General features: G+C 69.5%; 12 protein-coding genes and 1 pseudogene. 8 read left to right on the top strand and 5 right to left on the bottom strand.

Features of this window, described 5'->3' with window-relative positions; translation table 11 throughout:
* The first annotated feature begins 51 nt into the window (after positions 1-51).
* Positions 52-405, top strand: a complete 354-nt coding sequence (locus D7044_RS30470; RefSeq protein ID WP_120690942.1) for a hypothetical protein — start codon at positions 52-54, stop codon at positions 403-405.
* A 173-nt stretch (positions 406-578) separates the two neighbouring features.
* Here D7044_RS30470 and D7044_RS30465 read toward each other — a convergent pair whose 3' ends face one another.
* Complete coding sequence (locus D7044_RS30465) at positions 579-1,769, bottom strand: HEAT repeat domain-containing protein (protein ID WP_158610046.1); 1,191 nt, start codon at positions 1,767-1,769, stop codon at positions 579-581.
* 267 nt (positions 1,770-2,036) lie between these two features.
* Positions 2,037-3,425 carry an alkaline phosphatase PhoX gene (locus D7044_RS30460; protein ID WP_199716828.1) on the bottom strand — a complete coding sequence of 463 codons (1,389 nt, stop codon included), beginning with the start codon at positions 3,423-3,425 and terminating at the stop codon, positions 2,037-2,039.
* Positions 3,426-3,763: 338 nt separating this feature from the next.
* On the opposite strand from D7044_RS30460, the gene D7044_RS30455 reads away from it, so the two are divergent.
* Positions 3,764-4,198, top strand: a complete 435-nt coding sequence (locus tag D7044_RS30455; protein ID WP_120681145.1) for a hypothetical protein — start codon at positions 3,764-3,766, stop codon at positions 4,196-4,198.
* A 158-nt stretch (positions 4,199-4,356) separates the two neighbouring features.
* On the opposite strand, the gene D7044_RS30450 is transcribed toward D7044_RS30455, so the two are convergent.
* Positions 4,357-5,526, bottom strand: a complete 1,170-nt coding sequence (locus D7044_RS30450) for an FAD-dependent oxidoreductase (protein WP_120681143.1) — start codon at positions 5,524-5,526, stop codon at positions 4,357-4,359.
* A gap of 1,008 nt (positions 5,527-6,534) precedes the next feature.
* On the opposite strand from D7044_RS30450, the gene D7044_RS30445 reads away from it, so the two are divergent.
* The 4 genes and pseudogenes from D7044_RS30445 to D7044_RS33480 form a co-directional block, all read left to right on the top strand.
* Complete coding sequence (locus D7044_RS30445; RefSeq protein ID WP_120680961.1) at positions 6,535-6,837, top strand: DUF4193 domain-containing protein; 303 nt, start codon at positions 6,535-6,537, stop codon at positions 6,835-6,837.
* Between the two features lie 695 nt (positions 6,838-7,532).
* Complete coding sequence (locus tag D7044_RS30440) at positions 7,533-8,963, top strand: DEAD/DEAH box helicase (RefSeq protein WP_120680959.1); 1,431 nt, start codon at positions 7,533-7,535, stop codon at positions 8,961-8,963.
* Between the two features lie 185 nt (positions 8,964-9,148).
* A complete protein-coding gene (locus D7044_RS30435) occupies positions 9,149-9,352 on the top strand; it encodes a cold-shock protein (RefSeq protein ID WP_120680957.1) in 204 nt (67 codons plus the stop codon).
* A 218-nt stretch (positions 9,353-9,570) separates the two neighbouring features.
* Positions 9,571-10,134, top strand: a pseudogene (locus tag D7044_RS33480) (class I SAM-dependent methyltransferase); the annotation flags it as partial.
* A 147-nt stretch (positions 10,135-10,281) separates the two neighbouring features.
* On the opposite strand, the gene D7044_RS30425 reads toward D7044_RS33480, so the two are convergent.
* Positions 10,282-11,310 (bottom strand): CHRD domain-containing protein, encoded by a 1,029-nt coding sequence (locus D7044_RS30425; protein ID WP_120680955.1) that lies wholly within the window; start codon positions 11,308-11,310, stop codon positions 10,282-10,284.
* Positions 11,311-11,489: 179 nt separating this feature from the next.
* Here D7044_RS30425 and D7044_RS30420 point away from each other — a divergent pair, with 179 nt between their 5' ends.
* Positions 11,490-11,975, top strand: a complete 486-nt coding sequence (locus tag D7044_RS30420; protein WP_147434745.1) for a COG4315 family predicted lipoprotein — start codon at positions 11,490-11,492, stop codon at positions 11,973-11,975.
* A gap of 185 nt (positions 11,976-12,160) precedes the next feature.
* Here D7044_RS30420 and D7044_RS30415 read toward each other — a convergent pair whose 3' ends face one another.
* Positions 12,161-12,700, bottom strand: coding sequence for a hypothetical protein (locus D7044_RS30415; protein ID WP_120680951.1), 540 nt, complete (start codon positions 12,698-12,700; stop codon positions 12,161-12,163).
* Between the two features lie 255 nt (positions 12,701-12,955).
* Between D7044_RS30415 and D7044_RS30410 the strand changes: the two genes are divergently transcribed.
* Positions 12,956-13,480 carry a DUF1877 family protein gene (locus tag D7044_RS30410; RefSeq protein ID WP_120680949.1) on the top strand — a complete coding sequence of 175 codons (525 nt, stop codon included), beginning with the start codon at positions 12,956-12,958 and terminating at the stop codon, positions 13,478-13,480.
* Positions 13,481-13,516: the final 36 nt, after the last annotated feature.

The following is a 13,516-nucleotide window of genomic DNA, read 5'->3' as shown; positions in this document are numbered from 1 at the left end:
GGCCGTGATCGACTCCGGGCCGCTGCCGCTGCCGGACTGTACGGTCACGAGGTGGACCGCGCGCAGTTGATCGCTCTGCTGGACCACCAGGATGACGCGTACCAAGCATGTCGTGCCGCCTTGACGGGCGGGTCACCCTTCAAGATCTTCGACGGATCGCTGCCGGCGAGCCACTTCGCTGACATCTACCGTGTACGAGAAATCCACACACGAGAGAAGGGCATCCCGACTGTTGGCTTCGCGCAGGCCGTCGAGGCGCTGTACGCCTTAGGTGAGCAGCCGTTGCAGGTCGGAAACGTCGAGCTGGCGGAGCCTCCGTACTACTTCCAGCTCTTCTTCTCAGCCGAAACGTCTGCCGTAGTTGCGTGCATCGGCGCCGACCAGCAGCACCACTCCCGGCGGTAGGCGCATCGCCCACGCTGCCTTCTGGTCCGGAGCTCGAGAGAGTGGAGCCCTGCGGCAGCGGACGATCTCATCCGGATTGGGTTCAATGGTTAAGCACCGTCGAATGCATCAAGCGCCAGTCCAGGCGGCCGCCATGCCGCATTCTGCCGTCACAGTCCCGATTCCGTCTGCGGCTAGCTCTCGCTTCGACCAACATCGAATCGGTCCAGTTCGGTCGAGGCGAGTCGTCGCACGCTCGGGTCGGCGTCGTTGGCATACCGGCGGAGGATGCTCCGTGCGGTGTCGTTTGCGAGACCTCGCACTACGACTGCGATCCGCTGACGGACCATCGGGGCTGGGTCGTCTGTCAGCTCGATCAGGATCTGCGCGAAGTGGGATCGCCTGGTGCCGCTGCTGGCGAGCCCGCTGATGGTGGCTGCGCGGACCGCAGCCTCGTCGTCTCGGGCGAGCGCTGTCAGTTGCAGCGTCACGCGCGGATCGGAGTCGGCAGCTCTCGCGAGCGCTTTGGCGGCCTGAACCCGCAGATCAGGATCTTCGTCGGCGGCCAGCGTCAGCAGCGTGTCGACCGCCGCCTCTCCACCGATCGAGCCGAGGGCCTCGATAGAGCGCTCGCGGACGTGCCGGTCGGGGTCTTGCAGAAGGCGCAGCAGAACCGGTGTCGCTGCGTCGCTGCCGATGCGGCCGAGTGCGTACGCCGCCATCGTTCGGACGCCGACGCTCTGGTCGTCGGCGAGCGCGGCAAGCGGCGCGACGGCCTCCGCGCGGCCGGTGGCGGCGCTGAGACTGCTCGCCGCTGCCACTCGCACCTGCTCGTCCACGTCACCCAGGGCCGTGACGAGAACCTCGAATGCTCGGTCATTGGTGGCCGGGTCAGGGAGGGAGCCGATCGCCATGGATCGGACCTTCGAGTCCGAGTCGGCCGATGCGGCGGTCAGCAGCTCAATATCCTGTGCTTCGGCCACAAACCCGAGCGCCCAGAGCCCCACGCGGCGAAGTTCGGGAGTGTCCCCCGTGACGCACTCGAGCACAGTGCGTCGGCCAGCTGCGCGATGAGCGTGCAGCAGCTCAATGATCTCGGCTCGCAGGCTGTCCTGGTCATCACCAAGATCACGGGCGGAGGCGTGCAGTAGCACCGGCAGTGCCGCCACGCCGTCGATGCCGGCCAATACTCCGGCGATCAGGTCGCGGCCGTAGAAGTTTTCCTCATCGAGGAACCGATTCAGTGCCTCGACCAGCTGGGGCACGACGGTGATGTCGCCGGATGTCGCCAATGCGCTGACGGTTGGGGCGATGTCGTCGTAGTCGTCCTCCAGCTCGACGGCGTGGCGGATCACGGCCTCTAACGCTCCCCGACTGTCGATCATGCGCGCACCATGCCACATCCCAGCCTCGAACGAGCCCACGGGTCAGATGACGTCGCCCGGTCTCTGCCACTGCCCGACCCGCACGCCTCCTCCCCCACCTCACGCCAACGGAGGCGCTGATGTCCATACACCCCCTGGTCGAACGAGCCACTCCACAGCCGGCCGGGCAGCAGTCCCGTCGAGCCGGCGAGGAGGGCCCCGTCGACCCTGCCCACCGCGGGCTCCCCGATCACACGGACCGGGGAGCACCCACGGTGGCTGCGGCCGTCAGCCCTGGCGACGGTTCCACGGGCCGGTCACCGCGTACGTGATGCCCGGGTTGTAGACGTTGAAGAACATGGTCCGGCCGTCGGCGGAGAACGACGCGCCGGCCAGCTCGCCGTACGCCGGGTCCTCGGCGGTGCCGACGTTGACCCGGTTACGGGCGAAGACGAACACCTCGCCGCCGGCGGTAGTACCGAGGATGTGCTGGTCCCCGACTCCGTCCTCGCACATCATCAGGCCCCCGTACGGGGACATGCAGATGTTGTCCGGGGCGTCGAACTCCGGGTTCTCCGGTGCCGGGGTGGGCCGGGTGAAGATGGTCTCCAGGCGCAGCGTCTTGGCTCGGGGGTTGTACCGCCAGACCTGGCCGTCGTGGTCGCGGGCCGAGCCCAGCTCACGCCGGGCGAACGACGAGACGAAGTAGGCGCAGCGGTCCTTCTCCCCCCACCAGGCGCCCTCGATCTTGTACCCGCCGGTGATCGGCTTGTCGTAGTCCTGAGCACGGACCGACTCCGTCGACGCGAGCGGGTCCGGCACGTCAAGCCACTCGATGCCGGAGAAGGACGCGCCCGCCTCGGTCACCACGGACAGGTCCGGCAGGTCCGGGACGTGCAGAGCCTGCAGCACGCCACCTGCCCGCAGGCTTCCGTGACCGCGCAGCGGCCGGTTCGGCAGGAAGCGGTAGAAGCTGCCGAGCGGCGCCACGAACGCGTCCTCGGTCTCGTAGACGATGCCGGTGCGCGGGTCGACCGCGACTGCCTCGTGCTGGAACCGGCCCATCGCGGTCAGCGGCGTCGGATGGGTGTTGCGCGCATCGCTGTACGGGTCGACCTCGAAGATGAAGCCGTGGTCCTTCGTGTATCCGTTCGTGCCCGCCTTGTCTTCGGTCTCCTCGCAGGTCAGCCAGGTGCGCCACGGGGTGGGGCCGCCGGAGCAGTTGATGGCTGTGCCGCCGAGGCTGACGTGCTCGGAGGCGGCGCGTCCTGATGCCTTGACGATGATCGTGCTGGTCCCGCCCCCGGCGGCCGGGTCGTACGTGCGTTGCGGCGGGGCAACGACCCTGATTCTCGCGGTCGGGGAGCACTCGTGGTTGCGGACCAGGCGGGTGCCGCGCGCCTTGTCGGCGAAGGCACCCATACCGTCGAACCGGCTCGGCACGATGCCGCCGTCCGGCCGGACGGTGCCTTCACGGGACAGCACCGAGTAGCGGAAGCCCACCGGCAGGTCGAGCATGCCGGCCGGGTCGGGTACGAGCGGGCCGTACCCGACCTCCGGGCCGGACACCCCCAGCGCGGGTGCCGCGGTGAACAGGGCGTCGACCGAACCGGCCACGGCCACGGTGAGGCCGGCGCCGGCCGAGCGGGACAGGAACTGGCGGCGAGACAAAGACACGGACGAACCTCCTAGACGTCACGGCCCGCTCCGGCCGGAGTGGACATCGACCCGAGCCGATCGATCCACTACGTCACATCCCGCCGCACCCGTCAAGATATCGACCGGATTTGATCGCCACGTCGATACGGCGTCCCACTCCCCCACCGCCAGAAAGGCGCTTCAGCCGCCCCGGCAGCCGTCACAGCGAAGCCGTAGTCCGGCTCGGCGAGCCGGGGCAGCACACGACGAACGCCGTCGGGATCCTGCGTGCCACCGAATGTGATCGCCTCGCTGGTGAGCATGGGCGGACTGCGACATGATCGGATGCGGTAGGCCCGCCCACTAACGTGGGTGCGGTGGCAGCAGAGGCGGCGGGAGCCTTTCGTCGGACAGCGATCGAGCGATCAGATCAGCGCGTCGCCTGGGAACGGGCGGACCAGGCCTTCTTCGCTGCCGGCGCGTGTCACATCCTCGCCTGGGTCTGTCGAGACTCGTACTCGGACCGATCGATCGAGGTGGCGGCGGTGCGCTTGGCCGGCGAACTGCAAGTCGTCCACGCCTACGCGGTCTGGGAGGGCTGGGCGTTCGACCATTCGGGCTGGAATCCGGAGCCGCAGTTGCTGGCTGTCAACGCAGCATTCGAGGGCCGGCCGCTGGAGCGCGTCAAGATCACTGTCGATCTCGCTGAATTCTGTGCGGAGCACTACCACCGCAGGCCAGACCAGTACTGGCGTGACCCGCTTCCACGTGCGCGTGATTATCTGAGCCGATACATCCCGCCGTGGGCGTAGGACCCGGCAGCGACGGACGACGTCCTGCCGCTCCGGAATTGGCTGGCCCCGTGATCCGCGACCGCTTCCCTCAACTCGGCCCGAGCGGACGGCCGGCTTTCTGGGTCTCGCGGGTGCGGCCCCTGACGCTCGCTCGGCGACGGATCCGGCTACCCGAGTCAGGCGGCTGCCGGGGGCTGCCAGTCCGCGTAGCGGGCCATCCCACGAAGGGCGGTGTGGGCGGGGGTGAGTCGTAGCAGGGTGTTGCGGGCCGCCACCGCGAGCGGGTTGCGCAGCTGCTGACCGTAGCGGCCGGTCCGGTAGGCCGCCCGGGCGATGGCCTGACTGCGTGGGCGGCGCTGCCCGTCGTACGCGGCCAGCGCGGCAGGCAGCCCCTCGTCGGCCCCACCGGCGCAGACCGCACCCAGCACCACGGCGTCCTCGATGGCCTGGCCGGCGCCCTGGCCCAGGTTCGGGGTCATGGCGTGGGCGGCGTCGCCGAGCAGCACCACCCGCCCCCGCACATACGACGGCAGTGCAGCGGCCAGGTGGAGGATGTCGTTGCGCAGCACCGCCTCCGGTGCAGTCGCGGCGAGCAGCGCCGGGATCGGGTCGTGCCAGGTACCGAAGAGCTTCCGGCAGGTCGCCAGCTCGTCGGCGGTGTGCCCGCCCGGCGGCGCGTTGACAGCGCCGAACCAGTAGACCCGGCCGTCGCCGAGCGGCACCATTCCGAACTCGGCCCCCCGGCCCCAGGTGATGGCCGACGGGACCGGCTCCGGCCACTCGATAGCCGCCCGCCACGCGGTCGACCCGGCGTACGCCGGTGGTGGCGCCTGCTGCCAGAGTCGGGCGCGTACGACGCTGTGCACGCCGTCGGCTCCGACCACCAGGTCCGCGCGGACGGCGTCCGGCGTGCCGTCGCGGCGGTACCGGACCTCGGCGTCGGCGGGACCGGTGACCACGTCGATCACCTCGGCGCCGACGTGCAGCGCGCTCGTGGGCAACGCCTCGCGCAGGAGCCGGTGCAGGGTGGCCCGGTGGATGCCCAGCGCCGTGGTGCCGAGCAACCGGGTCATCACCTCGCCGTCCACCCGGGACAGCCACCGCCCGGTCGACGTGCGGATCCCGCCGGGCGTCTCGCTGTGACCGCTGCGGCGTACGGCCGGGCCGAGGCCGAGCGCGTCGAGGCCGCGCATCGCGTTCGCCATCAGGGTCAGCCCGGCGCCGACCTCGCGCAGCTCCGGCGCGCGCTCCAGAACGGTGACCCGCCAGCCACGCCGGTGCAGAGCCAGTGCGGCGCTGAGCCCGCCGATTCCACCACCGACGACCACTGCGTGCGAGCCCGTCATCGCCACCGCCCCGTCATCGTGACGCCGGAAGTGCGACGCCGCGGAACAACTCGGCGACGGCCGGCGGGAGGCAGTCCTCGATCCGCACCGCGTACGGCGGGTCTCGCACCGGGCGCAGCAGGAATGTTGCCTCCTGGACCCAGGGACCACCACCCCAGCAGCCTGGTGAGCGGGGACATCGCCCGATGGTAGACGATCAGTGAGGTCGATCCGGTCGGCGTCGGCGTGCTTGTCCATGTCTACGAGCCCGGCTTCACGCAGTTCGCCGAACTTCGGAGTAGTCTGCGTCCGCCTGTTGGCAATGGTCCGCAGGAAGCCCCACGAACCCAGGGAGATTCCGATGCCGGAGCCTGAGCCCGTTCAAGACGCCCACGCCGAGGAGACCGATACGCCAATTACGGCCGAGAGCGAGACCGAGACCGAGACCGACGCTGCCGTTTACGCGAATCGGGCTGCCCGACGCGGGAAGGGCAAGGTCGCTTCGCCTCAACCGTATGGGAAGGGTCAGCGCCTCGGCGGCCGGGGCTCGGTTCAGAGCCCGCGCCAGTGGGGCAACCGCCGAAGCGGCTGATCCGAGACCGGTGCGGTCGGTACTCGTGGTAGCGCGTGACCTGTTCGACGGCAGTCGCCAGCGCGGGATTGTTATCCCGTAGAGGCACTCGTGCCGTACCGGGCGCCCCGTCTCTCCGCGTACGGGTTGGCCTCGGCCTTGCCGCGAGGTACACAGGATGTCGATGCTGTAGAAGCCGGAACGCGTGGCACTTCACGTCGCGATCACGGATCCCTCTACGCGAGGGCGACAGAGGGCAGCGCCCGGTCTGGGACATCGTCTCGCGGTGCCTTTCAGCGCCGGCCACGGCCGGCGGAGTCGAGAGTCATTCTCCGCGCTGCCTATGGCGCCCCTCACATTCAAGGGCGAGCTACCCTTCCATCGCCCGCTTGAGCGCCACGAAATGGGCCCCGGTCTACCGTCGTGACGCCATGAACCAAAGCCGGAGAGGCATCACCATGAGCAAACCCATCGATTACGACGCGCCGCGCCGACCCGCGGTCGAGGTTGAGGACGACAGCCTGGAGGAGCTCAAGGCGCGCAGCTCGGCGCCGCAGTCGGCGACAGTCGACGTCGACGAGGCCGACGCCGCCGAGAACTTCGAGCTGCCCGGCGCGGACCTGTCGGGCGAGGAACTGACCGTGGCGGTCGTGCCGATGCAGTCGGACGAGTTTCGATGCACTCGCTGCTTCCTGGTGCACCATCGCAGTCAGCTCGCCGCGCGGCCCGACGGCCGGGAGGTCTGCCAGGAGTGCTCCTGACGTCCCTTGTCAGGCCACCACTTCCCGCTACCCCGGTCGACCACCCAGCCGTGCGCCGGCAAGGATCTCCGCGCACGCCCGACCCGGACAACGGCGCAGGTTGTGAACGAGAGTGTGGAGACCCGACCGGGCCGGTACAGGAGGCATCCGCGCAGCGCCACGTATCCCATTTGTGAGCGGATGTCCGGCGAGCGCATTCGCGGGCCGATCTGCGTCGCGTCGTGATGCCTAACGAGTTGTCGGCTGCCGGTCGGCTTCATCCTCGACACGGAACGGAGTGCGCAGGCGGGTCATCGCAGCCGAACTCACGTCGACGGCCGGTGTCTGGTCGAAAGTCGCATTCGCTTCCGGTGCTTCGCGGAACAAATTAGAGTCATCAGCGGTTTCATGATTCAAGAGCTGCTCCAAGTTTGCGCGCCGACGCGCGTCCCACCCGCTCGCACAGGCGAGCCGGGTATCGAAAATGAGCGGGGCGGAAGCCGGCCGCTCGCCGGGGGCATTGGATCCGTTTCGCTTCGCCCCTTCGAACCCTAACCCGGAAGAGCCGTCGTGTGCGGCCCGGCCGGGGTACGGGTAGATTGATCAACGAGTCCGCCGGTCTGCGACCGCGGCCTGCACCTGATGTCGACCACCACGCGCCGCGACCAACCGGTCAGCGCCGTGCAGGGCGACCCCTTCCACGTTCGGAGACTCCCATGGCGGCACGCCGCCCCAGCAAGACACCCCTTGTCACACCCACCTCCTTCGCCGACCTCGGCGTGCCCGGCCGGTTGGTCGCCGCGCTCGAGCAGGTGGGCATCAGCACGCCGTTCCCGATCCAGGCCGCGACGCTGCCGGATTCACTCGCCGGACGCGACGTGCTGGGTCGTGGCCGAACGGGATCGGGCAAGACGTACGCCTTCGCCATCCCGGTCCTCGCCCGGCTCTCGTCCGCCACGTCCCCGCGGCTGCCCGGCCGCCCGCGCTCGCTCATCCTGGCGCCGACTCGAGAGCTGGCGACCCAGATCGAAGCGACGATCGCTCCGCTGGCCGCCACGCTGTCGCTGCGTACCCTGACGATCTTCGGTGGGGTGAGCGCGCGGCCGCAGGTCAGCGCACTGCGCGCCGGGGTCGACATCCTCATCGCCTGTCCCGGACGGCTCGCCGACCACGTTTCGAACGGCGACGCGATCCTCGACGCCGTCGAGGTCACCGTGCTCGACGAGGCGGACCACATGGCCGACCTGGGCTTCCTGCCGGTCGTACGGCGATTGCTCGACAAGACACCGCCCCGCTCCCAGCGACTGCTCTTCTCGGCGACGCTCGACGCGGGCGTCGACGTCCTCGTCCGGCGGTACCTCTCCAACCCCGTCACCCACAGCGTCGACTCGGCGAAGTCCCCGGTCTCCGCGATGACCCACCACGTGCTCCAGGTGCGTCACGATGACCGGCTCCCCGTCCTGATCGACCTGACAGCCGCCCCGGGACGAACGCTCGTATTCACCCGCACCAAGCGAGGCGCCAAGAAGCTGACCAGTCAACTGGTCGCTTCGGGCGTACCCGCCGTGGAGCTGCACGGCAACCTGGCGCAGAACGCTCGTACCCGCAATCTGGCGGCGTTCTCCGCCGGCGACGCCCGCGCGCTTGTCGCGACCGACATCGCGGCGCGCGGTATCCACGTCGACGATGTCACTCTCGTGATCCACGCCGACCCGCCGGCAGAGCACAAGGCATACCTGCACCGCTCGGGGCGGACCGCGCGCGCCGGAGCGAGCGGCACCGTCGTCACCCTGATGACCGACGACCAGGTCAGCGACGTGCGCGCCCTCACCCGCCAGGCCGGCATCAACCCGACGATCACCCGGCTTCGGCCCGGCGACTCGCTGCTCACCGAACTCGCCCCGGGCGAGCGCCGCTTCGTGACGCCTCCCGCAGCGACGGCGGCGCCACAGCACGAACGAGGCCACAGCGGCGGCAGGCGGCGCGCGAATCCGCGCACCGCGACGAGCGGATCGACCGCCGGCACAACGCGCGGCAGAGGCGGGGAGAGTCGCCGGGCGAGTGCCGGGCAGACGACGTCCGCGCCACGGGGCGCGGCGGCGTTCTCTGCCGGCTCGCGGGTTGGTAGCCGGCGGGGTCAGCGCTAACAGCGAAGACACCACGCGCCCGTGCTAACGTCAGCGGGTTGCAATCTTCGGTTTGTCGCATACTTTGCCAGCGCCTGGTGGGTATTCAACCCGCCAGGCGCTTTTTGTTCTGCCGGTTCTTTCGGACCAGCAGCGGTGGCAACCGAGGAAAATACGTGGCTCCAACCGTTACTCAAGGAGAAGACATGGCACTCGGCACAGTCAAGTGGTTCAACGCGGACAAGGGATTCGGCTTCATCGCGCAGGATGGTGGCGGCGCTGACGTCTTCGCCCACTACTCGGCCATCTCATCGAGCGGGTTCCGCAGCCTGGAAGAGAACCAGCGGGTCGAGTTCGACGTCGAGCAGGGCCAGAAGGGCCTTCAGGCCGCGAACATCCGCCTGGTCTGACGTTGACTCCGCCGAGCCGTGGCGACGAGGCCTCAACCGTCGCCACGGCGGTGGCTGAGACCACGGACCAACGATCGCCGCTCCGTTCCGACATCCCGGCCCTTCCCGGCCTCGAACCCCTGCTGGTGCAAGCGCTCTCCGCCCCCGAACCCGCGGCCGGTACCGGCAGCATCGACCGGCTGTGGCTGGCCCAAGTGCCGCTGGTGCCGGAGGTGCGAATGGTCACGGCCCAGGACGCAATCGTCCTCTGGGCACGACTCGAAGCCGAGGCGGGGCACGTCCTCCCGCCGCCGTACTGGGCGTCAGCTTGGAGCGGCGGGCAGGGGCTCGCGCGTTACATCCTCGATCACCCGGACACCGTGGCCGGTTGCCGCGTCCTCGACGTCGCATCCGGCTCCGGACTCGTCGCGATCGCCGCGGCGATCGCCGGCGCCGCCAAGGTCACCGCCAACGACATCGACCCCTACGCGATCGCGGCAATCAACACCAACGCCCACGCCAACGACGTCGAGTTGATTCTGTCGTCGAATGACCTGCTCGACGGCGACGCCGACGGCGTGGATGTGGTGTTGGCCGGTGATGCGCTCTATCACCCGGCTGTGGCGGCCCGGATGCTGCCGTTCCTCGCCCGCGTCTCCGCGAGCGGCACTCGGGTCCTGGTCGGCGATCCGGACCGGGGCCACCTGGCCCATGACTGGCTGGAACGGCTGGCGACCTACGAGGTGCCGACGAGCGGTGCTCCGGAAGACGCACAGCTTCACCGGACGAGCGTGCTCACACCACGACGCGACAAGGTGGACGACCGGTGCCTACCGGCCCGCACTGTCGATGCCGTCCGTCCCGGCTGTTGCCGCGCTGCGCTCCAGACAAGCGGGCGGGCCCGCAGTGGTGTCCGCGGCCCCGCCCGGTCCTGATGCCGCCGGTAGCGGTCAGCGTTGCTTGAAGAGCTGGCCGCGTACGGCGCCGTCGGGGAATTCGGCGGTGTGCAGGTTGGCGTAGTAGTCCGACGGGTGCTCGGCGATCTCCTCGACGAGCGCGGAGTCGAGGCCGGTGGCGGTACCGGAGATGGCCACGATCGTCGAGGGGACGGCGGTGGCGAACAGCGGGACAGCCACCGGACCGTTGGCGCCGAATCGTCCCTTGTGAAGGTGGCCGAGGGTCGGCTTGATGCCCGTCCAGGCGAACGAGTAGTCGATCCGGGTGTTGCGGGCCTTGACGAAGGCGACCGCCCGTCCGGTCGGGTCACCGCCGGCGGGCCCGTCGGGCACCGCAACCTCCTGGTCGCCGGAGAGGAACGCCTGCTCCACTGCGCCGTTCTTCAGCAGACCGAGCAGGTCGGCGGGCCGATTGAGTTCGCTCAGTTGGCCGCGTACCGCGCCGGCGGGGAATTCCTCGGTGTGCAGGTTGAGGTAGAAGTGCTCCGGGTCGGCGCGGATCGCGTCGGCGGTGGCCGGATCGTCGACGGTCACGACGCCGGAGGCCGCCGTCGCCGTGGCGGGCATCGGGGTGGCGAACAGTGACACTTTGACCGGGCCGTTGACCTTGTCGTCGCCCTCGTGGATGTGACCCACCGTCGGGGCGCTGATCTTCTCCCAGGAGAGGGCGAATGTGATCCGGTCGCCCTGCACCCGGACGAGGCCGGTGGCGCGGCCGTCGCGGTCACCGAGGATCCGCCCCGCTACCGCCGGCTGGCCCGGCGCCTGCACCAGGTTGAGGCCGTTCATGTCCGCCCCGAAGTAGAGCGGCTTGAGCTCGGCTCGCTGAAGGGCGGCTGACCTGTCCGCCGTGGCATCCGGCGCACCGTGCCCCATGTCGGCCATGTCGTGGTCCATCGGCGGCGTCGTGGTGCTCGCGTGCGGGCCGGCCGATGGCGTGGCCGCCGTCGCCTGACTTCCCGCAGCCGCGGCGAGAGACAGACCGAGCGCCAGGCTCGACACGACGAGAAGCGGAGCTCGCATGGGGCGTGTCCTTTCGAGGAGTACGTGCCGTGCGGGGTCTGCGTGGCACGACGCATCGCGGACACGAGCCGACGAGGTGTTCGGTTCATTTCAGCTTTTGCGTGACGGAGGTGAACCGCGAGACGCGTTCACTCGTGTAGACGGCGACTCCATACGTCGACGGCTCGAAGGAGACTCCCGTGCGTACTCCGATGATCATCTTCGGAGTGGCTCTGATCGCCACCACCGCCGCGTGCGGCAGCACGTCCGGACCCGCCGACCAGGGCGCGCCCGTCACCGTGGGAGGCGGGAGCGTCGGGGATCAGAGCGCGGTACGCGTCCAGGTGGAGGAGTCGAGCCTGGGGCCCATCCTCACCGACCAGGACGGCCGAACCCTGTACGCGTTCCTCAACGACAAGGGCGGCGCGAGCAGCTGCACCGACGAGTGCATCGCCACCTGGCCGGCACTGATCAGCCGTGTGCCCGCTACGACCGGAACGGGCGCCAGCCCGGAGCTGCTCTCACAGACCAGCCGGGCGGAGGGGACCAGCCAGGCCACGTACGGCGAATGGCCGCTCTACTACTACGTCGGCGACGTCGGCCCGGGGGATGTCGACGGGCAGGGTGTCGAGAACGTGTGGTTCGTCGTCGACGCCGACGGGAAGCTCGTCAAGACGATGCCCTAGCCGCACTCCGCGTTCGCCGCAACCTCGGCAGCCGAGTGGACGCGAGGATGGTGATCGACCGAACGTCGGTCACCAATCGTCGGCGACGGGCACCGTGTCATCCCGAGAACGATTGACGGCGCCCGTCACCACCGGCCACGTAGCCCCGCGACCGGCGTTCCCGCAAAATGGCAGGAACGCCCGGTTCAGGAGCCGGTGACGGCCGCGGAGATGACGGAGAAGAGAGCCCCGGCGAGCAGGATCAGCCCGGTGGGCGCGCCGACGACGGCACTGACCGTGAGCTTGCGAGCACGGGCGATCGGGATCGCGACGAGCGAGGCGACGGTGATGAGCGCGGCGACCACGTGGATCATCGGGTAGCCGATCAGGGCGGCGACCGGGAAGAGGTGCACGCCCACGACGAAGGCGATCCACACCGAGATCAGGTCGCTCCGACGGCGGACGGCGAGCAGGACGGATCCGAGGGCGGCGGCGCCGAACTCGATGGCGACCACGATGCCGAACGCGCGGCTGGTGTCCTCGTCGAAGGCGGTGCCGTCGTTCCAGTGCCGCCAGGTCAGCAGGCCACCGGCGATCGCCGTGAGAATGCTGGTTATCGAGCCGGCCGCCAGGAACCCCCGCCATCTGCGGGGCGGCGCCTCTTGCGCCCACCCGAACCAGCTCGAAGCGAAGAAACCGAAGATCACGGCAGTTGCCGCGAGGTCACGCACGTGCTCGGCGATCACGCCACCCCCGTTTGTCCGTTGAGGACGATCCCCGGCACCTTAGTACTCCAGCGACACATCACGATCTTAGGGGGCGCCTGGTGACGCTCGGTGAATGCGTCACCGGTGACCGGGGTGATGCTCGCCCCGCTGGCGCGGTGCCGTGCAGGTGGGCGATGCCGAAGGCGGGGTGTCGGTCACGTCCTCGTCGCCGAGTTCGGCGCCCCGGCTGCTGCGGGGCGCGTCGTAGCCGGCATTTAGGCTGACGCCGTGAGCATGAACGGCAACTGGCTGCGCGTTTCCCCCGACGAGCTGGAACGCGCCAGGACCGACCTCGACTGGGCCCACGGAATCGCCACGGCGGCGCAGGATGACAACTCCGAACGCTGGACCGCCACCGACAAGGCCTGGAACGGCCTCGACTTCCTGCTCGACCGGCTCGGCTTCGACGTTCCGCTGGTCCTCGGCGCGGAGAGCTTCGTGGAGTTGCCGGACGTCGAACCCGACAGCGAGGAGATGTTCGACTTCCTGGAGAACCTCGAGGACGACTGGGGCTACGGCCCGCCCTCCTACCTCACGCCGGGCCAGGTAGCGGCCGCGGCCGCGCAGTTGGCCGGGCTCACCGAGGACGACCTCATCCGCGGCGTCGATCCGCAGGAGCTGAACCGGGCCGAGGTCTACCCCGGTGGGTGGGAACGACCCGGCGAGCTGGAACGGGTGGCCCACTACCTGCCCGACGTCCGAAGCTTCTTCGGCGCAGCCGCCAAGGACGGCGACGCGGTGATCTGCTGGCTCGACTGAACCGCCGATTCACCGTCCCGATGCCGCCCTCTGGTC

Origin of the sequence: Micromonospora musae (assembly GCF_003626635.1) — a bacterium.
GTDB lineage: Bacteria > Actinomycetota > Actinomycetes > Mycobacteriales > Micromonosporaceae > Micromonospora > Micromonospora musae.
This window is presented reverse-complemented; position numbering and strand designations above follow the sequence as displayed.